A 23,175-nucleotide genomic window follows, 5' to 3' on the forward strand; every position below is an offset into this window, starting at 1 on the left:
ATGAGAAGAACAATAGGTTTAATCGGATGTGGTCTTTTACTCGGTACTGCCACCGTATTTGCCCAGCAGATTAACAAGGAGCAATACAGGGACGCAGCCCCCAAAGACCTCATCAAACAAACGGCGCTCAACGAGCAACAGCTGAGTACCATTCAGCGTTATTTCGAGTTTGAGCTGAAAGACACAAAAAGAGGACAGGAACTACAGGAACTGCTGCTTCAGAAATATCCCAAAGGAGCCACCGCCCGCCTTGCGGCCTTTCATAAAGCTTCCAGTGCGAAAACAATGGAAGCCTTAATCGCGCAATCCGAAGATTTTCTGAAAGCATTTCCATATGACGAGTGGCACAAAGAGCCAATTGGACAAGAGTTTATTTACTATACCACTTATCGTACATTAGGCAGTTCCTATTTCGATACCAAACAGTTTGATAAATTCCTGGAATTATCATCTCCCCTGAACTTCAAAACAGAAAATGAGCTGTATCGCTGGAATGTGATGCGGGCCACTGTTTTCAAAATCGTGGGCACTGATACCCTCTTCAACATCTCCACCCGGATGATCAATGAACTGGTGAAGAAAGTGAACGATGGGTCTTATGAGGAGCAAGGTGTTTTCAATAAAGAAACCGCCGCCGCCAATGCCGCCGAACAACTCGATAATGAACTCACCAACCATATTACCCTGCTGCATAGCATGAAAAAATATGCGGAATCAAAAAAATACTTCCCGCATCTTTCTGCAAAGGGAGCCTATGGCAAGGCTGAACTGAATGTGCTCCACCTGGACATCCTGCAGCAAACCGGCGATCAGCAAGCCATTCAGCCATTCCTTGAAAACTGTGTAAGAGCCAATGCCATGACAGCCCCCATGTTCGACAAGCTGAAGGAAATATATACCGCCAAAAACAAAGATGGCAAATATGATCAATACCTCGAAAGCCTGAAATCCGTGAAGGATCAGGAAACACTCATCGCCGAAGTAAAAGCCGGCATGACCAATAAAGAATATGTGCCTTTTGCCATGCAGGACCCGGAAGGAAAAACGGTAAGATCCAGCGAATGGGGCAACAGAATTGTGGTCCTGGACTTTTGGGCAACCTGGTGCAAACCCTGTATCAGCGCGTTTCCCGGCATGCAGATGCTGGTAGATAAATACAGCAACGACCCACAGGTTGCTATTTACATGGTAGGCACTATGCAGTACGATAACTACAAAGAAAAATCAGAAGGGTATATCAAACAACAAGGCTTCCGTTTCCATTTACTGCATGATAACATCGACAAAGCAACCGGTCACCAGGATGCTGTTTTCAGAACTTTTGTACCCTTCTTCAACTCTTCCGGTATCCCGAGAAAAGTAATCCTGAAAGATGGGGTCATGCGCTATACCGCAGAAGGCTATTCCGGTAGCCCGAGTAAACTGGTAGATGAACTGACCTATGCGATCGAACTTTTAAAAGCAGAAAAATAATTTATGTTGCTAAAAAGATATTCCCTGATTACGATGGGTTTGATGGGGCTTTCATTCAGTTTGAAAGCACAGGTAAATCCGAAAGAAAAGCTCTGGCAAACGTTAAAAACTATCCAGGGCAACTACGTGGATTCGCTCACAGATGAAACATTGGTGAATGCAGCCATTGCCGGTATGATGCGTGAGCTGGATCCCCACTCCCGCTATTTCTCCGGCGTTGAATCTGCACAGATGCAGGAAGCGATGAAAGGTAAATTTGCGGGCATAGGAATCCAATTCCTGGTGGAGAAAGACACCGCTTATATCACCCAGGTTATTAGCGGTGGTCCGGCTGAAAAAGCAGGACTACAGGCCGGCGACAGGATCATCTCTATAGATAACATACCCGTTACCGGCACTACCAACTTTGAGGTGATGAAAAAAATACGGGGAGAAAAAGGTAAACCACTGACACTGGTAGTACGCCGTAGAAACAACCCGGCAGATATTACCAAAGAGATCGTCCGTGACGTGGTAGCCGACAGGTCTGTAAGAGCCGCCTATATGGTCAACGACAGCATCGGATACATTTCCTTACGCATCTTCAGTGAAACCACCCGTAATGAAATAGATAAGGCCATCACCGATTTGCAGGCAAAAGGGATGAAAAGCCTGATCCTGGATCTTCAGGGGAATGGCGGCGGATATGTAGAAGCAGCAATCGGCGTGGCAGATGAATTTCTCCCAAAAGACAAACTGGTATTTTACAGCGTTGGCAGGGACAAAGGCAAGGACTATTATTATACCGGCGGCTTCGGCAGATTCATGGAAGGCCGGCTGGTAGTGCTGATCGACCAGTATACCGCCTCCGCCAGTGAAATACTCACCGGCGCCCTGCAGGATTGGGATCGCGCCGCCATTGTTGGCAGAAGAAGTTTTGGTAAAGGACTGATGCAGCGTCCGGTGCCCGTATTCGACGGCTCCGTGCTGGAACTGACCGGCGCCCGGTACTACACGCCTTCCGGCAGGTCTATTCAAAAGCCCTACCACGGCTCCTCCTATAGCGACAATGTATACACCCGGTTGGCCAGCGGTGAACTCACCAATGAAAAGGTAATTCACTTCCCGGACTCTTTAAAATTCACTACGCTGACGGGTAAACGAACTGTTTACGGCGGTGGCGGTATTATGCCGGACCGTTTCATCCCGCTGGATACCGTTGAATACAACGGCTGGCTGCAGGATGTAGCAGATCATCAGCTCACAGGCAAAATCACTTTCGATTATCTCGATACCAACCGCGCAAAGCTGCTGGCCGATTACAAAGATTTCAAGGCATTCAATCAGCAATATAACGTTCCGGATTACCTGGTACAGGAAGTGGTTGGCTCCGCGCAAGCGGCAGGACTTCCATTGCTGCCGGGCAGTAAAGACAGGATCCTCCCCCTGCTTTCTCTCGAAATAAAAGGACAGCTGGCCGCGCAGCTGTTCGCCGGCAACGACTACTACCTGCAGGTATTAAACACCGACAACGGCAGCTTTAAAGAAGCAATGCGCCTGCTGGAACAGCCCGCGCTGATGAACAATTTGCTGAAACCCGCCCCGGTAGCAAAAGAGAAAGTAAAGGAAGCACGGAAAGCAAAGAAAAAGTAATCATCTTCAAAAATCATAACATGAATCTGAATAAGTTGATAATGGTAGCGGGTATGTGCACTCCACTGGCAACAGTAGCACAACAGTCTTATACCATTAAAGGTAGCGTGAGTAATATCAAGGAACCCGTAAAAGTGTTTCTGACCTATAAAGTAGATGGTGAACGCCTCATGGACTCCACCATCATGAAAGGTGGCAGATTCACTTTCAAAGGCAGTGTACATGCACCTAAAGAAGCTCACCTGGTGGTGAAACACAACAATCTTCCTCCCGACCCGACCACCCGTCCGGTAGAAGATATTCTTGCCTTCCTGATTGAAGACAAAACCATCACCATCGCAGCAAAGGACTCGATCAAAAATGCAGTTATTACCGGCAGCGTGACCAACGACGACAACACAAAAGTGAATGCCATGCTGAAGCCCATCTATGATCAGTACGAAAAACTGAATGAGGAGTTTAAGTCGAAGCCACTCGAACAGCAAAAGGATACCGCTTACCTGAACAGTCTCGACAGAAGAGCCAATATCATCAAAGACGAGATCATCGCCGCCAAGATGAAGTATGTAAAAGCCAATCACAACAAGTACATGGCACTGATGGCTTTCAACTCTACCCTGCCGCCTGAATTTGATGCGATTGCAGCAGAAAAGGAATTTAACCAGTTTGATGAATTATTGCGCCAGTCGGATCTGGGTAAGGAGCTGGGAACGCGCATTGCAAAAGTGAAGAAAACACAGGAAGGCGCTGCGGCTCCCGACTTCACACAACTGGATGCCAGCGGTAAGCCGGTGAAACTTTCTGACTTCAGAGGTAAATATGTACTGCTCGACTTCTGGGCCTCCTGGTGTGGTCCCTGCAGAAGAGAGAATCCAAATGTGGTAAAAGCCTACAATAATTTTAAAGACAAAGGCTTTACTGTACTGGGTGTATCGCTGGATAAGCCGGATGACAGGGAAAAATGGCTGGCAGCCATTGAAAAAGATGGTTTACAGTGGACACAGGTAACTGATCTGAAAGCATGGGATAATGAAGCAGCCAAGCTGTACGAAGTAAACGCTATTCCAATGAATTTCCTCATCGATCCAAACGGAAAAATCATCGGTAAATATCTCCGTGGCGAAGCTTTAGAGGATGCGTTGAAGAAAGTAATGCCGTAAATACGTTTTTATTCCAATCATTAGATAATGGTTTGTTGTTTCCTCCAGCTGATGGAAATGACTATACGCGTACCGGGATTGTATCCTGGTGCGCGTTGCCATTATAGGCGGCTTCGTAGTCAAATTACATTTTCATACAATCTTCTGAGATTTGAACACTTTTCCTCCGGTATCCCGGTGGACCTTTGAGTACATTAAACTACTGAAAATGAAAATCGTACTTACAGGTTCCCTCGGGAATATCAGTAAACCACTCACTGAAATATTGGTGAAGGCAGGACATCAGATCACACTCATCAGTACAGATCCCAATAAACAGGCCCGGATACAGGCTATGGGCGCCCAACCCGCTATTGGCAGCATTCAGGATCTCCCTTTCCTCATTAAAACCTTTACAGGAGCTGATATTGTTTATTGTATGAACCCGCTGAACTTCACGATGCGGGACCTGGATGCCTGGGATAGCAACTTGGATAATTATATCCGGGCTATCAGGCAAACCGGGGTAAAGCGTGTGATTGTGCTGTCGGGATGGATAGCACACCTGCTGAATTCCGTCCGGCCGGAGAAAAAGTTTGAGGCACTTCAGGATGTGTCTATTACCTTTGTGCGACCGGGACCTTTTTACAGCAATTTCTATCACCTTAAAGATATGATCCGCCAACAGCGTATGATTGTATCCAATTATGGCGACGAGGATATGGTGGCTTTTGTAGCTCCTGAAGATATTGCTGCTGCTATCGTGGAAGAGATCAATACCCCGGCGGTGGCAGGTACGAAGGTGACCTATGTAGCCAGCGAGGAACTTACCTGTAACCAGGCGGCACAAATTATAGGAGAAGCGATTGGAATACCAGACCTGCAATGGAAAGCAATTCCCGGAGAACAGGTAAAACAAGGACTCGAAGCTACCGGCGTATCGCCTGAAGTTGCCGGATTACTGGTAGAAATGCAGGCAAATATGCATAATGGAAAAGCGCAGCAGGACTACTACCTTAACAGACCTGTTTTAGGGAAACGAAAACTGCGGGATTTTGCCAGGGAGTACGCTACCTGGTACCATCAAAACTAAATATTATGGCAGGAAACCTTCCTCTGAAAATAAAAAGCATCCATGAACTATTGCAACTGAAAGGTTTGCCTGATACAAGACATCCGCTTATCAGTGTAGTCAATATTGCCGAACTAAAGCAGCTGCCTAAGTATGTAAATATAGTGGCGACCACTAATTTCTATTTTATAGGCATGAGCAAATACACGCAGTATTGTTTGAAAATGAAGTATGGGCAACAAGAGTATGATTTTGATAAAGGCGTGATGAATTTTATAGCACCAGGACAGGTATTTAATTTTATTGCCGATCAGGTGGAAGAAATAAACCGGTCCGGATGGTTGCTGCTGCTCCATCCGGATTTTCTCTGGAACCATCCCCTTGCGTTGAAGATAAGGCAATACGAATTCTTTGATTACGCAGTAAATGAAGCCCTGTTCCTGTCTGATTATGAAGAGCAGACAATTAGCGGGTTGTTCAGGAACATTGAACAGGAATACAGTACAAACATTGATAAATTCAGCCAGGGGATTATTATTTCCCTCATTGAAACCCTGCTGAAATATTCAGAGCGCTTTTACCAGCGGCAGTTTATTACCCGTAACGTTACCCACCACGGTATTGTGAGCCAGCTGGAAGCATTGCTGGAAAAGGCTTTTTCCAAAGAAGCACTGGAAGAGAACGGGGTGCCAACGGTAAAGGATATATCCGGGCAGTTGAATATTTCGCCTAATTATCTGAGCGGTTTGCTCAAAACACTTACAGGCAATAGTACCCAACAACACATACAGGAGAAGATCATAGAAAAGGCGAAGGAAAAACTCACTATGACAGATTTATCCGTAAATGAAATAGCTTTTGAACTGGGTTTTGAATATCCGCAGTCTTTTTCCAAATTGTTCAGGACTAAAACAAATATCTCACCGCTGGAATTCAGAAAGTCCAGCAGGTTTATTGAACTTCATTAGAAGAGGTAGAACAGTGGAGAGGTACCACGGATATAAAACCCGTGCCCGGAGGCTATAAAAAGAAAAACCAATCACTCATCCATCCCATCCGCATCATTGCCCGCGGTCTTCTTACTATTCGCCACCAATGCATTCAAACTATTCACCTCCTCTTTTGTAAAATACCGCCAGCTTCCCTGTGCCAGGTCTTTCAGCGTCATATTCATAATGCGTGTCCGTTTCAGCGCCACTACCTCATAGCCCAGTGCTTCGCACATCCGGCGTATCTGCCGGTTGAGTCCCTGCGTTAAGATGATCCGGAAACGGTTGGCGCCTTCCTGCTGTACAAAGCATTTCTGCGTCATTACGCCGAGGATGCGCACACCGTTGCGCATATTTTTGAGGAACTCGATGTCTATGGGTTTGTCGACGGTAACAATATATTCTTTCTCGTGCTGATTACCGGCTCTCAGGATTTTATTTACGATGTCGCCATCGTTGGTGAGGAATATCAGTCCTTCGGAACGCTTATCCAGCCGGCCTATCGGGAATATGCGGGAGGGAAAGTTCACGTAGTCGATGATATTGGTTTTATCCTTGAGGTCTGTGGTACAGGTGATCCCTTTGGGTTTGTTCAGGGCAATGTACACGGTAGCTTTTTTCTTTTTGAGAGGCTCCCCGTCTACTTCTACCACGTCGCCATCTTTAACGCGATTCCCTTTGGAGGCGATGTTGTCATTGATCGTTACGCGGCCCTGTTCAATATATTTATCAGCTTCGCGGCGACTGCAAAAGCCGGTTTCACTGATGTATTTGTTAACGCTTATATCCATAATCAGGTGCAAATTACTTAAAACCGGGCAAAAATGCTTCCACTGCTCCCGTATCCAGGTTCAGCAGTTTCATGGTATATAAAAGTACGTAGTGATGAAAATAGGCGCCGATAATACGTCCGCGGCCCTGTTCGGACTGGATGATATTACGGACAGCCCCGGTTTTCCGGTCCAGCACATATTCCACGCCCCACCCGTTGGCTTCGGTGGCGCCGGCGCTCAGGCATATCAGGGTATCGTCTTCCGTTACCAGGATATCCGTGCCATGTACCTGGCCACTGTCGCCGCCCAGGTCGGAGAAGTTGCGCTGCCACAGGGGCTGGAACTGCTGATCGCAGCAAAACAGGACGTTGCCATGCGTGAGAATCAGGTACTGCCCGTTCCACCAGGTGATTTTGCTCACCAGGTCGGGGTAAGGTGTTTTTACTTTAGTACAGGTAAAATCGGCGCCGTCCACGCGGATATATGCCTTCTGTTTCTCCATCGGGAAATAAAAAACATCCTGAAAAGAATCGTAAGTGCCATCGCCCAGGCGTACTGCGGAAGGTACTACTGCTACAATTTCACCGGTGGCAATATCCACCCAAACAGGTTTCTGGCTGTAGGCCTCCAGCAGGATATGCGTGCCTGCTGCATTAAAGAGGGCGTTATAATACAGGTGCCGGTTGCTGCTGTACAGTTCTTCCTGTGTGTCAATGTTCATCACCACCATCCGGCTCACCAGTTTGCGGGATCCTATAATCATCGGGGAATTCAGCACCAGCCAGCGGTTGCCGGGATGCCATGCTACCACGCTGTAACCGGGATACTGTTTCCACAATTGCACCCGTTCGTTGGGCGTGTCGTACCACAGCGGAGCTGCTCCCTTCTCATCAATGCTGGAAAGGAACAGCTGTCTGTTTTTATAATCTGTAATGATATTCATCTGGTTAGTTCATGTTTAACTGCGACAAAATTGTTGGGTCCTGGATCTCAGTATCTCTCGCCAGCAACAGTACTTTGGAGATCAGCTCGGCCGATTTCGGGTCATCATCTATAAACGGTAAAAATATCCGGCCGCGGTGCTGCGAATGCACCGGCAAAACAGACAGGTACTTTCCCGGCAGCTGGTGCGCCACAGCGCTACCCAGGTGCACGCTATATTCGCCGTGATGCCCTTTGATCCGCGCGTGACTGCCACTGATGGTCACGTTATCTACCTTAAACAAACGCAGCGTTTCCGCCAGCAACACACTCCGCATTTCAATGGACGAATGACTAGCCTCCGGATCCACCCCGCCGGCATGCGCTACACTCACCACCAGGTCAATATCCCGCATCACCTCACTGAATATCAGTGGAGAGATCTGCTCAAAGGCCACCGGCTTCCCGGTTTTCAGGTCATGAAATATGATGGTCTCCAGTGTAGGGGGCTCCACATCTGCAGGCGAAAACCAATCAGCCATCGCGTATATCTTCGCTACAAAACCTTCTTTATGGAATACTTTCTGCAACCCTTCTTCATAGTCCACTTTCCAATGCCGGTTCTTCAACAACGCTACGGTTTGAGCCGGCTGCACCTGGTGCCCCGCGTAACGGCGGGAGATAGATTTCTCCGCCAGCTCATCTGCCAATGGAATATACAGCTCACGGAACACCTGTTTAAATGGTTGCTGCCACTGTTTCTCAAAAAGATACCGCTGGTAGTCACTCCATACACGCAACCGGTACAGGTCTGCGCTGTGGGCAATACGGATCTCATCTCCTTCTGCCAAAACAAATTCCTTTCCTCCCGGTGTATGTAACACACCGTTGTGGTAAAACCCATGCCGCTCTCCGGCTACATACACGAGCTTCTCTAAATGTCGCGCAATTACCGGGTGATCAAATAAATTAGCCAGTTCTGAATATAAAAATCCATCGCCCCGTACCATCGCATCTTCGAGTGATTTCTTCGACCGGCTGAACTGCTCCCTCAATATCTTCCGGTAATCATGCAGTTCTTCTACTTTTGCGTCTTTCTTATATTTCGGAGGAACTGCCTTCAGGGCCTTATCTCCTTTGAAGGCTATCACATCGGCCACACCGGTGTCATCAATCACCAGCCCGATGGTCACATCATCATACTTCACCTGCGTTTCTTTTGATAAAATCCCTTGTACCTGCCGGGTTTCCATCGCCCAGGTTAGTCGCTGCGGATCGGCGTAACCAGCATTGCGGGCCAGGTTCTCCAGCGCTACCCTAATGGCCAGCGCCTCACTGGTTTGCTTCTGCGCACCAAACTGCCGGCTCTCTTTCTTAAATTGCTGCAGGTACTCATAACGTCCCAGCACATCTTTACCGGCGTTGGTTTTACTTAACGGAATCAGGCCATACATCCGCAGGTAATCCTGGTCGCGTTTCTCTTTTATCTTCTGGGTAACTTCTTTTAATTTAATATCCCCGGTAATAACGTCAGCGTATAAACGCGCTCTCCGGTGCTCATTACCATCACTGATGTATTTGGCGGCATCATATACTACCTGCCAGCGCACTTTCCCTATCTCTTTATATGCTTTCAGGAACCAGTCTTTGTCAACAGCACCAATCTTAAAATCAGCCAGGTCCACCGCGCTGTAACGCGCTATCTCACTCTCTGCCTCTGCATTCTGTTCCGCCGCACCGGACGATTTGGTATGCGCATGCATCCACCAGATGGCGGCATCCAGTCCTTTCCAGTTCAGGTACCTGCTCACAAATTTCTGCCACTGCGGGGCATACACCGCTGCTTCAATCAGCTGTGCTTCCGTTACAGTCAGTTGCTGCATAGCGGCATTAAAAAGGTCCTGCGTATCTCCGGGCAATGGATAACACTTCTTCAGCAATGTACTAAACTGCTGCTGCCGCGTAAAGGTATCGCCCCAGGTATAAATGTAACCCCGGTATAAAGAGGTCTTCCCTAGTCCCGTTAATATTTCCGCAAACCGGCTAATACCATACACCTGCTTGAGCTGCGGCACAAACTGCGTTACTGCCGTGGGTGTATCACCCCGCTTCAGTTCTATGTCCAGGAAATGTTCGCGCATACGTACAAACATCGCTTCCAGGAAAGAAAACTGTTCAAAATAATCAAACCCATTTTTATGCGGCTTACCCTGCGATAACAACCGGATATTTTCCTTGCTGATCAGCCCACGGTACATTTCACTCTCGCTGACAAGCCCTGCCTGGTAAGCATAACAGAACACCTCCAGCGGTGGTAAATGATCACCCGCGCTATCCGGCAATCCTGTAAATTGCCGCCAGTGGTACAGCTGCCAGCAATCGTTTATCAGCTCCGGCGCCAGGCGGGAACTCACCAACTCCAAAGGTTTATTCAACACGGCAAGCAATTGCCACCCGCCACGCACATACGGATAGGTTGTACCATCCGACCGGTAAGTAAACACCTCCGGCGTAAAAGACGCAAACAGCCTGCTGGCAACGCCAAGCAGAAACGCATTTCGTTCTTCAAAAGGATGGATCAGCTGCAACGCCGTAAGCGCCCGCAACACTGGATTCGACCATTTATAAGGATGCTGCTTTCTCGCGGCAGCCGGTAACATCACTTCTGCAGCAGGATAAAAAACATCCGTTAAATGCTGCCATGCTGCCACCTGCTCCTGCTGCTCCAGCATCAGCGTATTCAACAAAAACAAATCCCGTGACTGTATGTTGTTGGCCTGGTACCACTGTTCCCACACCTCCGGCAACGGATAAGCTGCATACTCCGCTTCGGGTGTTTCAAAGCGGTAACTATAAGGTTTGTTCTTATTAAATTCATTCGCCAGCAACACCTTGGCACGACTCCCATCATACTGCTCCACTTCATATTCGTAATCGCCATGCGACAATATCAATGCGTACAACGCTTCCAACGCCTGTTGTATAGCAGCTATGGGTTTGGAAAAACCAAACTCCCCGGTTTGCAAACACTGCGCATAATAATCATCGGTCTTTACTAGAGGCGCTACCACCGGCGATATCAGCGCCGGATCATATAAGCCGTAACCATTCTCCACTGTAAAATTCAGCGCCTCATTCTCCGCAGATAATTGTGACAACAACACTTCTTCACGCTGCGATATATTTTTTCTTTCCTTGAAAGATGCCTGCCAATCGTTGATTTCTTTTGTTAAACAGTTTGCCTTTTTCAGCTGTACAGCAATATCCAGTCCGGCTAAACGCTGCTCGGTGTCTCCTTCCAGCAACTGCGTGGTAACCGCCGCTATCACCGCTTCCGGCTGCCGTAAAATCAATGCAATGGCTTTGCTCCTGCCGCCGGCGCTCTTTCTTTTCAGTAACTCTATAAACACTGCCATCTCTTCCGTGGTAAACTGCTCTTTCCCCAATGCCCGGAAAGCCACATCCACCACAAGTTCAGCCCGGTCTTTCAACAGGCGTATCGCAAAGTTCCGCTGAAACGCTGTCAGTTCCGGGGCATCTTTCGCAGTCTGCTCATTCCAGCCCCAGGCCGCATGATAAGGAAAGGTAAGATGCGTCAGCTGCTGCCGCAGTGAAACATTCATCTCATCAAAATACAGCAACATTGTATCCAACCGGTCCTGCCGGTCCAGCACCAGGTGCGTCATCACCTGCAATGCCGCATTGCGGTCGAACTCCACATTCATCCACGAAAACACCTGGCCGGTAAACGTTTTTTCTTTGCCGCTGCTGCGCTGGACAATAGCATGCAGCCGGTCAAATAATTCCGGGAAATATTTATCGTAATGCTCTCCACGGTTATAGATCAGCAAATTAATACCTGTCAGCGCCATGCCCAGCACCACTTCTTCCTTATCTTCCAATGCCCGGTAAAACAGGGGCATGTCTATATTATAATATTTTGTTTCTCCTGCAAACTTCAGCGCAAGGCAACGCTTCTCTGTAGTGCCATTGGTAAACAACTCATCCAGGTAAGGTTTTGTCAGCTGCACATCCAGTACGCCCTGCGCCCACAGTGCCATGTATACCTCCATGTTGTTTTTGCTCTGCACGGCTTCCGGTATCAGCGCAGGTGTTTCGAGGTATATATGCGCTTTTTCAAGGAACTGCTTCACGGTGGTTTCTTTCTCCGCTTCCCAGCCGAGGCCGGCCCATACATCCACGGCACGCACTACAGAAGAAAAACGGGTCATGTTATTATCCAGCAACACTTTCGTCATATACTTCAGCGCACCAATACCTGTTTCATCCAGCGATTCCAGGATGGTTTGCCGCAGCCCTTCCTGCCGTTGTGCGGCCAGTAACAACTTCTCTACCAATACCCATGCAGGCTGTTTTTCACTATTCAGCAACGCTTTGATAATGGCCCGCGTAACTTTACCAATGCTGTCTTTATTAAAAATAATATCCTCCATCACCTGCAGCAACGCATCATTACCAAGATCAATGGCTGCTGCCCAAACCCGGTACAGCTGATGACTTTGCAGTTCCTGGTCGTAGCGCACCTGCTCCACTACGCTCAAATCAAAACAGTTAAATTTCACTACCGGCGCATACGTAGTTTGTGAAGCCTGCGGTACAGCATGAATAATAAAGTTCAACTGGTTTACAAAATACACTTCCGGATCATGCGGCGCCCGGAAAGAACGACGGGCCGAACTTACCTGGTACATCTGGTAAGGAATCCGCTCCCACGCATATTTTACATAGGCCGCCTTTTCTTCTCCAAAAAAATAAACAAGTAAACTCCATGCGGCAGGATCATTCCAGTGATTTGCCGGGAGCAGCGAGGCGATAAGATTATAACGTGTATCCTTATACGTTACATTTCTGCGGTAAGCAAAAGAGTGGTCTTTCTCTTCTTCCGGCGATTCCAGTAAAAACAGTAATCCCAGTGCGGCCATCTCTTTCGTTAACAAAGGATGGGTAATTTTGTTGGCATTAATGGCTTCCAGCTCCTCTGCCATTTTTTTCAAATGGTCAGGGATTTCCCGGCTCTCCAGGAACTTTTTTGCATCCATAAAAGGTCTTTTACTAAACGTTGACGGGTTAAAACAATTTTTCTTTACCAGATGCTTCCGGCGAGAAAGGTTAACCTGATAAAGGTAATAATTGTGAGACTATCTAACGAAAAAATGGCTGTTAAATTCTCTATTTCTTTATCATTGACAAACACCGCAAACAGGCCGTCTTCAAATGCCTGTAAGGCTGTAGTCTGCGCCTTTTCCGCATCAGCTTTATGTTCGTTGTAAATACTGCCAAAACCGGCTTTACCCGTAGCGGCAAGGTCGTCCGTTTGCTCCGGGGAAAGGAAGGGCAATAGGTTTTTCTCCGGCAGCTTATTGTTATACGCAGTTACCTGTTGTTTCACCACCGCCATCAGCAATTCGCGGAGTGACGGATGATCCGTTATATCGTCTATTTCCAGTACCTGCCTGTCTATAATCGCATGTTTCCGGCCGGCTTGTTTTACACTGATCGTAATTTGCATGTCTCCGTCTCTTTGGGTCCGGCAAATCTAACGGAAAAACCTATGTCGCCCAATAATTATGCTTTGATCTTAATCACTAAGAATGTAACTTGTTACCGGCAATCTGTCCCGCTGCCCGGCTCCCCGACATGAAAAGAATACTATGCCTGATCACTGGTCTACTGCTGCTGAAAAGTTCCCTACTCACGGGTCAGACAGCCCTGCCATACATACTCAATGGCGCAGCTGCCCAGCGTACGTGCAACTGCTATGTGCTCACACCGGATCAGCAGTTCACCAGCGGCACCGTATGGAATAAAAACAAGATCAACCTCAACCAGTCGTTTAATTATGTGTTTGATGTAAACCTGGGTTGTAAAGATGCAACCGGTGCAGATGGTATTGGTTTCATCCTGCAAACCAAAGGCACGAATCTCGGCGGTACCGGTCAGGGCATCGGTTTTAAAGGCATTTCACCGTCTCTCGGTATCATTATCGATACCTGGCAAAACAGCGATGAAAATGACCCTCCCTATGATCATATCGCCATACAGATGAACGGCATTACGGATCACAGCGATCCCACCGGCAATCTTACCACACCGGTAACTGTGCTGGCCAACAGCGATAATATTGAAGATTGCAACTGGCATCTCTTCCGCATCCGGTGGGACGCGGCAACAAAGCATATGGAAATAAGCGTGGATAATGAACTGCGCCTCACACTCGATAAGGACATTGTAAACGATATTTTCGGCGGGGATCCCAGCGTGTTCTGGGGCTTTGCCGGATCTACAGGCAGCAGCACCAACAAACAGGAATTTTGCGCCGCCCTGCGCCCGGAATTTAATTTCAATCCCCAGCAGATTTTCTGCGATGGTACTCCCATCCAGTTCAGGGACAATTCCAGCTCTTTCGGCTCTATCACCCGCTGGTGGTGGGATTTGGGAGATGGAACCCTTTCCACCGCTCCCCTGCCGCCCGCTCACGTATATCCTGCGGCCGGTCATTATGAAGTAAAACTGGTGATTGAAGATAACAGCGGCTGTATGTCCGACACCTTAAAAGCGCCTTTCACCGTAGGTGCGTACCCGGTAGTGGACTTTGGCCCCGACCCACTTTGTCTCAATGCCAAAATGCAGATGGAAGATCGTACTACCATCACCGTTGGAACACTTCAGAAATGGGAATGGAACTGGGGCGATGGCACCACCGCTATCGGTCAGCAACCAACAGCGCCCTACACCACACCCGGTACCCGGCAAATACAACTCTCGGTTACCTCCGCGCAGGGCTGTGGCAGCAACGCCACCAAATCTGTCCTGGTCAGCAACACCCCGCAGGTAAGCGGCAGGGGTGAAGATGTGTGCCTGGGCGTTCCTACCGGCTTTGAAGGAACCAACCTCACACCGGCCACGCCCATCAGCCGGTGGCACTGGGACCTCGGCAACGGCTACACGCTGTTGCAGCAACAGGGCACCTTCCGCTTCGCGGATACCGGCTACTACCCCGTACGGCTATACGCCGTTAGCAGCGACGGCTGCATCTCGCCCGAAGTGGAAGTTCCCGTCAGGGTTACTTCCGTATTCGCACAGGCCGGGAAAGATACTATCGTTGCCAGCGGCCAGCCCCTGCAACTCCAGGCGGAATGGCTCAATCCCCGGATCCGCTATGCCTGGTCGCCCACCACCGGCCTCAATGATCCCTACATACCCAACCCCGTCGCCATCCTGCAAAAGGACCAGACATACCGCCTCACCCTCACCTCCCCGGAGGGATGTGAGGACCACGATGACGTAAGCATAAAAGTGTATGAAGGACCGGAATTCTACGTACCAAACGCATTCACTCCCAACAACGACGGGCGCAACGACATCTTCCGCGTAATTGCCGCAGGCGTACCCAAACTGGATTTCTTTTGTATCTGGAACCGCTGGGGCCAGGAAATATTCCGCAGCGCCGACCTCCCCGGCGGATGGGACGGAAACTGGCAGGGGCGCCCTGCTCCCGCCGCCACCTACGTATGGATGGTGCAGGGCGTGGATTACACCGGGCGCCGCTTCAGCAAAAAAGGTACGGTAACGCTTATACGATAATTACATCCGGTAGCAAATCGCATTGATGTTCATGCCCGCTCCCACAGAAGCAAACAGGATCACTTCGCCGGCATGCACCTCCTGGTTGGCAATATGCCCCTTACGTACCATGTCAAATAAAGTAGGAACCGTGGCCACAGAACTGTTGCCAAGCTCGTGGATATTCATAGGCATAATATCCACCGGTATATCTTTAATACCGTATAATAAGTAGAAAGCCTTGATGATGGCAATATCCATCTTCTCATTGGCCTGGTGTATAAAGATCTTTTTTACATCTGCAATGTTCACACCTCCTGTGTCCAAACAAGCCTTCATTGCCTCCGGCACATGCTTCAGTGCAAACTCATATACCTTGCGACCCAGCATCTTGATATAACGTACACGCTTATCCGCTTCCGGTGCATACGACTTACCCATATAAATATAATTGAGCTCGTCCATCGCGTACGACTGTGCGCTCGCACTGATAATTCCTGCCGTACCTTCCGTGTCTTTGAAAGCCTCTACAATCACGGCGCCTGCGCCATCACTGAAAATCATGCTGTCACGGTCGTAGCGGTCAATCACCCTGCTCAGGGTTTCTGTTCCTATCACCAGGCACTTCTTCGCCAGTCCTGCTTTAAAAAACGCATCTGCCTGGATCAATCCCTGGATCCATCCCGGGCAGCCAAACAAAATATCGTAGGGTATACAGGAAGGATTGCGGATACCCAATGCCTGCTTCACCCTGGAAGCCAGCGATGGTACCGCGTCCGACTGAATCGTATCTGTTAATACATTCCCGAAATTATGCGCCAGGATAATCTGATCCAGCGTTTCCGGGTCCACTCCCGCATCTTTTATAGCTGCTACTGCCGCCGCTACTGCCATCTCCGTGGCGTTCATATCTATATCGGCATACCTGCGTTCAGAAATCCCCGTTACTTCCTCAAATTTGCGGATGATGTCTGCCGCCTCAGATGGGATTCTTTCCTGCCGGTCACTGTAGAATTCCTGTTGCAAAAAATCTTTATTTAGTTTTTTGTTGGCAGGAATGAAGCTACCAGTACCGGTTATAACTGTTCGCATTGTCTGAACCATAGATCGTTTTTTAAGCTGCCACCTGACAACCCATTACATAAAGATACAATAAAAAGCTACCCTGTATACACCCTCCCAACCTTCACCAGCCCGTAAACACAAAAGGCGCTGTCAAAAACAGCGCCATTATTAATATTGTTCTTTACTTAACTTATAAATTATCAACGATTCCTTTCAATAATTCGTACGACCGAAGCCGTGTGTCCTGGTCGTAAATGTGCGCAGTAGCCATCAGCTCATCTACCTGTGTTTCTTCCAGGAAACGCTGCAAGCCTGTTTGCACAGTAGCGGAACTACCAATAAAGGAACAACTCAGCATCTGTTGTGCATGCGCCGCCTCATACTCATTCCACACTCCCTCCATACTGTCTATCGGTGGGCCCAGTCTCCGCAGATTACCACGGATGATACCGAGGAACAACTGGTAAAACGAGGTGGCCAACCGGTTGGCTTCTGCATCGGTATCCGCCGCAATTACGTTTACACAGGCCATCGTATACGGAGCAGACAAAAATTCAGAAGGCTTGAATTGCTGCCGGTATATTTTCAGCGCGGCATGCAACTGTGCGGGTGCAAAATGACTCGCAAAGGCATAGGGCAAACCCATAGCCGCAGCCAGGTAAGCGCTGTCGGTGCTGGAACCCAGTATCCATATCGGGATATCAAGGCCCTCACCAGGTATCGCCCTCACAGCGCTGGTATGGTTATCGTACGATAAGTATTGTTGTAATTCCTGTACCTGCTCCGGGAAATCATGCCCCGCCCCAAGCCGGTCGCGGCGCAATGCCCGCGCAGTTACCTGGTCGGTACCCGGCGCCCTTCCCAGGCCCAGGTCAATCCGGTCGGGATAGAGCGAGGCAAGGGTGCCAAACTGCTCGGCCACCACCAGCGGCGCATGGTTCGGCAGCATAATACCGCCTGAACCTACCCGGATCGTGTTGGTACCACCGGCTATATATCCCAGTAATACCGCTGTAGCCGAACTGGCCACGCTCACCATATTGTGGTGCTCAGCCATCCAGAAACGCTTATATCCCAACTTTTCTACGTGTTGTGCCAGCCGCAGGCTATTCCGGAATGCATCTGCAGGCGTACTTCCTTCTGTTACCGGTGCCAGGTCCAAAACCGACAGCGGCCGTCTTAATCCATGCTTACTCATGGTTACAAATTTAGGTCATTGCGGCCCACCGAAACGGGGTGATATACTTTAGGTAAGCACTTACCCCTGTTAAGCATGCTCAAGCATATGTATAAATTCCGTGGAAAAACGGTACGCATCGCCCGGCCAGCGGGCAGATAGATAGTGCCGGTCCCGTACCGTAAATCCCCGCTCCGGATGTTGGGCATCATCCCGGGCCAAAGGCAGCGGCCCGGAAAGGAACTGCGTGGGATCGCCCAGCGCCGCCGTCACCTCGGCCTGTACAGTAACAGGATACGTGAGATAATAATCTTTTAACCACCACCGGGTAAGATGGTAAGCCATGCGCTCCTGGCTGGCCAGCAAGGCAGTGGTTTTATAGGAATGTAAAACGGATAACCCCGTCCGCGGGTCTTTGCTTCGCGCAGCCAGCACCACACCATGACAAATAGCGCCCACCGGCTTCTGCGCCATAAAAAAATGAGCAACGGCCTCCTGTAACAGGGATGATTCGAGGTAAACCTTCACGCCCTTATCATGGCCGCCAGGCAGCAAAAGCGCGTCATATTCCTCCGGACGGATTTGGGTATATTTTAAAGGGGTACAAAAAGATTCACTGTTCGACATCCGGTGATAAGCCATCACCGCATCTTCACGCGCCTGCAACAACCATTTCCACATACCCAGCTGTTCTCCCCTCAGTATCCGGAGATCCGCCATCCCGCTGTAACCGCCCGGCGTGGCAAATTGCACGTCGTATCCCTTTGCCGTCAGCAACAACCAGGGTATAGCCGCTTCGGTGGGATCGAAACCATAATCAGGTAGTGGCACCAGTACCTTCTTCATTCATGAACGTTTATGTGCAGGCAGTAACTTAAAAAGAAAGATAACAAAAAAAGCATTCTGCTGTTAGTGCTGGTACAAACAATCAGGTAAATAGGAATTTATTATTTTATAAAGATCAATAACGATAGTAATATAAGATAGATGACCAGCTTGGTGATCCGCCACCGGTTGGTGCGGAAGTGACGGGGACGCGTAAAATCAACATTGATCCGCTTCATAAAATACGCCGGTTTACCCTGTCCTATCATGGTTTTAAACATACCCCACTCTGTACTGCACCGCAACAACGTCATGTAATACGCTACTTTCAATTCACGATACCCCATGCCGGCAGCCCTTACGTAGTTAATACCCATGTCAATTAACGGAATAGCTGCTAAAAAGATCAGCCATTTCTGCCAGCTGAGAAATATAAAAAACAAAGGCGCACAAAGCAATGCCAGCACCCATCCTTCTATGGGATTAGGAAACGCATACCAGGTAAATTTTTTAAACCGCGGCAGCAACAACGCCATCCCTGCACCATAACGGGTAAAGCGATCGAAATGCGGTTGCGCATGGTTCCACCACGGATGCGTAACACGTGCTTCCTTAACACACATAAATTGCGTACCATGCAACATACTTACCCTGGCCCCAAGATCAATGTCCTCTCCTCCGCCAATAGCCGACAACATCGGGGAAAACCGCAAATCCTGCAATGCGCTCCGCTTAAACATAATGTTAGCCGTTACCCCCCACATGAATTGCTCCTTTTTTTTCGCGATAGTAAAAATACTGGTGAGGCCTGCTGCATCCAGCGCCCGCGTAAACGCATTTACCGGTGCAGGAAAATCTGTTAATCCAATAAAACCAATCGCAGTTGCTTTCTCTTTAGTCGCTTTTACATATTGTAACAACAAGTCGCTGTCCGCCACAATATCATCATCCAGGAATAGAATCCAGCTTCCGTTTCCCTCCTCAATGCCCCTGTTACGGGTTTCACCCGGACCTTTGTTTTCAGAATTTATAAAAAGATGAATTACGCCCTCTTTCGCCAGCCGCTGCAATTCCGCTCCGGGCTTTACCCCCGGATTATCCGCAATAATGTAATAGTTAAATTGCCATCCACCTGGTTTCGGCAAATGAATCAGGGGAAGCAAATATTGCTCATCCAACCGGAAAGTAGGAATGATAATATCGATAGAATCAGGAACCGCTAACATAGGGCGCGAAGATAAATAACATTTTATTTGCTTTCATAATGCAAATGAAATATATATTTGAAGCTAAACATATTTTTAATAGCTGCTTATAACGGTGAGGGTTAAACGAAATTAACTGAAAGAAACAGCACGCAGCATACCAGACATAAAAAAAAGGGGTGGCAAGACTACCTCCCCTTTAATATTTTAACCATATCCTATGAAAAACCTGATACAAAGATATACTCATGGCCGTTAGTTGCCCACCTTATTTTGTGAACGCATAATTATTGCCCGTGAATGCAATGAATCTGCCGTTGTTAACCGGCGGTTAACAAAATAATAAGTGTGGCCTCAACGCTTTCATTAGTTACCTAAAGTCTTCAGTGCGAGATAAGACATCAGCCCGGCGCCGGTTTCCAGCGCTTTTTCGTCGGCGTCAAAAGTGGCGGTATGCAAACCGGATACAATGCCCCTGTTTTCATTGCGTACACCCAACCTGTAAAAACAGGCATCCGCCACCTGTGAATAGGACGCAAAATCTTCTGCCGCCATCCAGATGTCCAGGTCAGCTACCTGTTCTTCACCCAGGTAGTCCACGGCATATGCCTTGCTGGCAGCCGTCAGTTTATCTTCGTTTATCAGTACAGGATATCCTCTTTCTATTTTAATATCGCAGGACCCTTCCATACTTTCTGCTATGGAGATGGCCATCTTTTTAATCTTCTCATGTGCCGCATTACGCCAGGTTTCGTCCAGCGACCGGAATGTACCCTCCAGCTTCACTTCATCCGGGATCACGTTACTGGCCCCGTTGGCATGCATCTTACCAAAAGTCAATACTGATGGCAGCAACGGGTTGGCACGGCGGCTCACAATCTGTTGCAGTGCTATAACCATATGACAGGCAATCACCACCGGGTCAATGCCCAGGTGCGGCATCGCACCATGACCGCCCTTCCCTTTCACCGTAATGGAAATTTCATCGTTACTGGCCATATAGCGCCCGGAACGGAACCCTACCTTGCCCACCGGCAACTCCGGCATCACATGCTGCCCCAGGATATGGTGCGGCCGTGGATTTTCCAGTACCCCTGCCTTAATCATCAAACTGGCCCCGCCGGGGATCACCTCTTCCGCCGGCTGGAAAATAAACTTCACCGTACCGGAAAACTCCTCCTTCATCCGGCTGAGGATCCCCGCCACGCCCAGCAGGGACGATGTATGCACATCATGCCCGCAGGCGTGCATCACCCCCTCATTCTGCGAACGGTAGGGCACTTCATTCAACTCAATAATGGGCAGGGCGTCTATATCCGCCCGCAGCGCCACCACCTTGTCCGATGGGGCGGCCTCCCCCTGCAATAAAGCAACAATCCCGGTATCTGCCATCCTTTCAAACGGAATGTCCAGCGCACGCAACTTCTCTTCTATAAAAAGCGCCGTCTGGTATTCCCGGTAGGAAAGTTCTGGATTCGTATGCAGGTGGCGACGGTTGGCCGTTGCCTCCTCCAGCAGTCCGCTGGCTAATTGCCGGATTCTTTCTTTAAGCATGTAGCAGAAGTTTTTTATTGCGCTCCTGTTCCAGGAACGTTTTTACTAAATCGTCATCAGTCAGGTGCGGATACGCCTCTTTATAATCCTCAAGTATACAATTTTTTATCCGGCCAAACACCTGCCACCCTAATAAACGACCGCCCTATGCCTACGACCTGCGCCAGCTTCTCAGTTTATATCCGTAAAATGCGTAGAACACCAGGTACAGGTAACACGGAAACAATACCCAGTAAGCCAACCGGACATTGTACATATCCGCTACCAGTCCGTATATCACCGGCAACATCGCATTACCGCATAACCCCATAATCATCACAGACGCCCCCAGTTTGGTGAACCGCCCCAATCCGTCCAGCGCCAGCGGCCAGATGCCCGCCCACACCAGCGAATTGGCAAAACCCAGCATTACCACAAACCAGATCGAGATATCCGTTACATGCCCCAGCAGCCTCACTTCGCCATGCATATATACAATTGCCAGCGTAAACACCGCGCCCAGTATGGTACATACCCTCAAGGCATTAGCCTGACTGATCACACGCGGTATCAGCGATATCCCCAGCAGGTAGCCGCAAATGGTAACGAATAACGTATAGGAAGGAAATGTTTTTGCCTCCAGCAAAGGGATATGCATGGATCCCGCATAACCAATAATAGTGTCAATGGCCACTACCTGCGTACCCACATGTAAAAATATCGCAAGCGCCCCCAGGATCAGGTGAGGAAACTGGAAAATGCTCGTTTTACCCGCATTGGCACTAGCGACGGCTGCATCTTCATGCTCTGTGTCAATTTCGGGCAAAGGGGAAAAACGCACCATGCAACCTAATGCAAACAATACCACCGATACCACCGCATAGGGCGCTATCACCCTTCTGATCAGCGCATCCAGCACGGCATTGCGGGCATCCCCCGTCATATGGGCAAGCTCCTTAAACAGGTCGCCGTCGGTAGCCTTCAGTATCACAGCAGCAAAGATCAGCGGCGCCACTATACCCGCCCCCTTGTTGCAGATCCCCATAATGCTGATACGCGCAGCCGCACTCTCTTTAGGCCCAAGGATAGTGATATAGGGATTGGCCGCTGTTTGCAGCACGGCCAGCCCAAGACCAATAATAAACAACCCCGCAAGAAATATCTCATAAGTGCGTGTATACGCCGCTGGTATAAATATCAGCGCTCCCAGCGACATCACCCAGAAACCTATCATCATCCCCTTCTTAAAGCCCACTGCCTTCAACAGGTATGAAGCCGGCACCGACATAAAGAAGTAGGAGATGTAAAAGGCAAAGGCCACCAGGTACGACTGGAAATTGCTCAGTTCGCAGGCAATCTTGAAATACGGTATCAGGATGGCATTCACCCATGTCACAAAACCAAATACGAAGAACAGTAAACCCACAATGAGTATGGATATTACGGTGTCCCGCCTGCTGAGTGATCCCGCTGTTACAGTAGCTGTCTGTTGTTTCATTCGGTTGATTTTAATTGCCCTGATATCATTACGCTAAACGCTTTGCTATCAACAGCGCCTGTGTGGTGGCATAATATTTTGCCAGCATACCCGGTACTTCCCAGGCCGGCATCTGACCGGATTGCACGTATACCAGGAATTGTTGCATCACTTTTGCAAACAACCGCTCAATAGGCTTCTGCATTTTAGATGGATGCCGATAAAGATAAAGTTTTGCCTCATCCGTTTATTTTTTTTCATTGAGAACGTTACCGGTTAAATTTTTCGTCGTTTGAGATCACAAAGTCAT

Annotated in this window: 16 protein-coding genes and 1 pseudogene; 6 read left to right on the forward strand and 11 right to left on the reverse strand. The window is 48.8% G+C overall.

What is annotated here, in order from left to right:
• From V7S65_RS30015 to V7S65_RS30035, 5 genes are all read left to right on the forward strand, one after another.
• A complete protein-coding gene (locus V7S65_RS30015) occupies positions 1 to 1,473 on the forward strand; it encodes a TlpA family protein disulfide reductase (RefSeq protein ID WP_336389335.1) in 1,473 nt (490 codons plus the stop codon).
• 3 nt (positions 1,474 to 1,476) lie between these two features.
• Positions 1,477 to 3,105, forward strand: coding sequence for a S41 family peptidase (locus V7S65_RS30020; protein ID WP_336389334.1), 1,629 nt, complete (start codon positions 1,477 to 1,479; stop codon positions 3,103 to 3,105).
• Positions 3,106 to 3,125: 20 nt separating this feature from the next.
• Positions 3,126 to 4,265, forward strand: a complete 1,140-nt coding sequence (locus tag V7S65_RS30025; protein WP_336389333.1) for a TlpA disulfide reductase family protein — start codon at positions 3,126 to 3,128, stop codon at positions 4,263 to 4,265.
• A gap of 208 nt (positions 4,266 to 4,473) precedes the next feature.
• Positions 4,474 to 5,337 carry an NmrA family NAD(P)-binding protein gene (locus V7S65_RS30030; protein ID WP_079473045.1) on the forward strand — a complete coding sequence of 288 codons (864 nt, stop codon included), beginning with the start codon at positions 4,474 to 4,476 and terminating at the stop codon, positions 5,335 to 5,337.
• Positions 5,338 to 5,342: 5 nt separating this feature from the next.
• A complete protein-coding gene (locus V7S65_RS30035) occupies positions 5,343 to 6,284 on the forward strand; it encodes a helix-turn-helix domain-containing protein (protein ID WP_111579839.1) in 942 nt (313 codons plus the stop codon).
• Positions 6,285 to 6,355: 71 nt separating this feature from the next.
• On the opposite strand, the gene rluF is transcribed toward V7S65_RS30035, so the two are convergent.
• The 4 genes from rluF to V7S65_RS30055 are packed head-to-tail and all read right to left on the reverse strand — an operon-like array spanning position 6,356 to position 13,529.
• Positions 6,356 to 7,096: a 23S rRNA pseudouridine(2604) synthase RluF gene (rluF, locus tag V7S65_RS30040; protein WP_111579838.1), complete on the reverse strand. Its 741-nt coding sequence runs from the start codon at positions 7,094 to 7,096 to the stop codon at positions 6,356 to 6,358.
• A 13-nt stretch (positions 7,097 to 7,109) separates the two neighbouring features.
• Positions 7,110 to 8,021, reverse strand: coding sequence for a hypothetical protein (locus tag V7S65_RS30045; protein ID WP_336389332.1), 912 nt, complete (start codon positions 8,019 to 8,021; stop codon positions 7,110 to 7,112).
• 4 nt (positions 8,022 to 8,025) lie between these two features.
• Positions 8,026 to 13,059 (reverse strand): DUF4132 domain-containing protein, encoded by a 5,034-nt coding sequence (locus V7S65_RS30050; protein ID WP_336389331.1) that lies wholly within the window; start codon positions 13,057 to 13,059, stop codon positions 8,026 to 8,028.
• A gap of 44 nt (positions 13,060 to 13,103) precedes the next feature.
• Positions 13,104 to 13,529: a hypothetical protein gene (locus V7S65_RS30055; protein WP_336389330.1), complete on the reverse strand. Its 426-nt coding sequence runs from the start codon at positions 13,527 to 13,529 to the stop codon at positions 13,104 to 13,106.
• 128 nt (positions 13,530 to 13,657) lie between these two features.
• Between V7S65_RS30055 and V7S65_RS30060 the strand changes: the two genes are divergently transcribed.
• On the forward strand, positions 13,658 to 15,604 hold the full coding sequence (locus tag V7S65_RS30060; RefSeq protein WP_339546898.1) for a lectin-like domain-containing protein: 1,947 nt from the start codon (positions 13,658 to 13,660) through the stop codon (positions 15,602 to 15,604).
• On the opposite strand, the gene V7S65_RS30065 is transcribed toward V7S65_RS30060, so the two are convergent.
• The 7 genes and pseudogenes from V7S65_RS30065 to V7S65_RS30095 all read right to left on the reverse strand — a co-directional run.
• Positions 15,605 to 16,675 (reverse strand): 3-oxoacyl-ACP synthase III family protein, encoded by a 1,071-nt coding sequence (locus V7S65_RS30065; protein WP_336389328.1) that lies wholly within the window; start codon positions 16,673 to 16,675, stop codon positions 15,605 to 15,607.
• Positions 16,676 to 16,838: 163 nt separating this feature from the next.
• Positions 16,839 to 17,846, reverse strand: coding sequence for an LLM class flavin-dependent oxidoreductase (locus V7S65_RS30070; protein ID WP_336389327.1), 1,008 nt, complete (start codon positions 17,844 to 17,846; stop codon positions 16,839 to 16,841).
• Between the two features lie 69 nt (positions 17,847 to 17,915).
• Positions 17,916 to 18,671, reverse strand: coding sequence for a type 1 glutamine amidotransferase domain-containing protein (locus V7S65_RS30075; RefSeq protein ID WP_336389326.1), 756 nt, complete (start codon positions 18,669 to 18,671; stop codon positions 17,916 to 17,918).
• A gap of 101 nt (positions 18,672 to 18,772) precedes the next feature.
• Complete coding sequence (locus V7S65_RS30080) at positions 18,773 to 19,876, reverse strand: glycosyltransferase family 2 protein (protein WP_336389325.1); 1,104 nt, start codon at positions 19,874 to 19,876, stop codon at positions 18,773 to 18,775.
• 345 nt (positions 19,877 to 20,221) lie between these two features.
• Positions 20,222 to 21,409 (reverse strand): M20 metallopeptidase family protein, encoded by a 1,188-nt coding sequence (locus V7S65_RS30085; RefSeq protein WP_079473034.1) that lies wholly within the window; start codon positions 21,407 to 21,409, stop codon positions 20,222 to 20,224.
• 151 nt (positions 21,410 to 21,560) lie between these two features.
• Positions 21,561 to 22,886: a sugar MFS transporter gene (locus V7S65_RS30090; RefSeq protein ID WP_336389324.1), complete on the reverse strand. Its 1,326-nt coding sequence runs from the start codon at positions 22,884 to 22,886 to the stop codon at positions 21,561 to 21,563.
• 28 nt (positions 22,887 to 22,914) lie between these two features.
• Positions 22,915 to 23,082 (reverse strand): annotated as a pseudogene (locus tag V7S65_RS30095) (putative oxidoreductase C-terminal domain-containing protein); the annotation flags it as partial.
• Between the last annotated feature and the right edge of the window lie 93 nt (positions 23,083 to 23,175).

The organism is Chitinophaga sp. CCNWYY40, assembly GCF_037483205.1.
Taxonomy (GTDB): domain Bacteria; phylum Bacteroidota; class Bacteroidia; order Chitinophagales; family Chitinophagaceae; genus Chitinophaga; species Chitinophaga ginsengisegetis.

What these genes read in the sequence shown, in the direction of transcription:
- V7S65_RS30015 (WP_336389335.1), top strand. Translation starts at nt 1, where the DNA reads ATGAGAAGAACAATAGGTTTAATCGGATGTGGTCTTTTACTCGGTACT.
- V7S65_RS30020 (WP_336389334.1), top strand. Translation starts at nt 1,477, where the DNA reads ATGTTGCTAAAAAGATATTCCCTGATTACGATGGGTTTGATGGGGCTT.
- V7S65_RS30025 (WP_336389333.1), top strand. Translation starts at nt 3,126, where the DNA reads ATGAATCTGAATAAGTTGATAATGGTAGCGGGTATGTGCACTCCACTG.
- V7S65_RS30030 (WP_079473045.1), top strand. Translation starts at nt 4,474, where the DNA reads ATGAAAATCGTACTTACAGGTTCCCTCGGGAATATCAGTAAACCACTC.
- V7S65_RS30035 (WP_111579839.1), top strand. Translation starts at nt 5,343, where the DNA reads ATGGCAGGAAACCTTCCTCTGAAAATAAAAAGCATCCATGAACTATTG.
- rluF (WP_111579838.1), bottom strand. Translation starts at nt 7,096, where the DNA reads ATGGATATAAGCGTTAACAAATACATCAGTGAAACCGGCTTTTGCAGT.
- V7S65_RS30045 (WP_336389332.1), bottom strand. Translation starts at nt 8,021, where the DNA reads ATGAATATCATTACAGATTATAAAAACAGACAGCTGTTCCTTTCCAGC.
- V7S65_RS30050 (WP_336389331.1), bottom strand. Translation starts at nt 13,059, where the DNA reads ATGGATGCAAAAAAGTTCCTGGAGAGCCGGGAAATCCCTGACCATTTG.
- V7S65_RS30055 (WP_336389330.1), bottom strand. Translation starts at nt 13,529, where the DNA reads ATGCAAATTACGATCAGTGTAAAACAAGCCGGCCGGAAACATGCGATT.
- V7S65_RS30060 (WP_339546898.1), top strand. Translation starts at nt 13,658, where the DNA reads ATGAAAAGAATACTATGCCTGATCACTGGTCTACTGCTGCTGAAAAGT.
- V7S65_RS30065 (WP_336389328.1), bottom strand. Translation starts at nt 16,675, where the DNA reads ATGCGAACAGTTATAACCGGTACTGGTAGCTTCATTCCTGCCAACAAA.
- V7S65_RS30070 (WP_336389327.1), bottom strand. Translation starts at nt 17,846, where the DNA reads ATGAGTAAGCATGGATTAAGACGGCCGCTGTCGGTTTTGGACCTGGCA.
- V7S65_RS30075 (WP_336389326.1), bottom strand. Translation starts at nt 18,671, where the DNA reads ATGAAGAAGGTACTGGTGCCACTACCTGATTATGGTTTCGATCCCACC.
- V7S65_RS30080 (WP_336389325.1), bottom strand. Translation starts at nt 19,876, where the DNA reads ATGTTAGCGGTTCCTGATTCTATCGATATTATCATTCCTACTTTCCGG.
- V7S65_RS30085 (WP_079473034.1), bottom strand. Translation starts at nt 21,409, where the DNA reads ATGCTTAAAGAAAGAATCCGGCAATTAGCCAGCGGACTGCTGGAGGAG.
- V7S65_RS30090 (WP_336389324.1), bottom strand. Translation starts at nt 22,886, where the DNA reads ATGAAACAACAGACAGCTACTGTAACAGCGGGATCACTCAGCAGGCGG.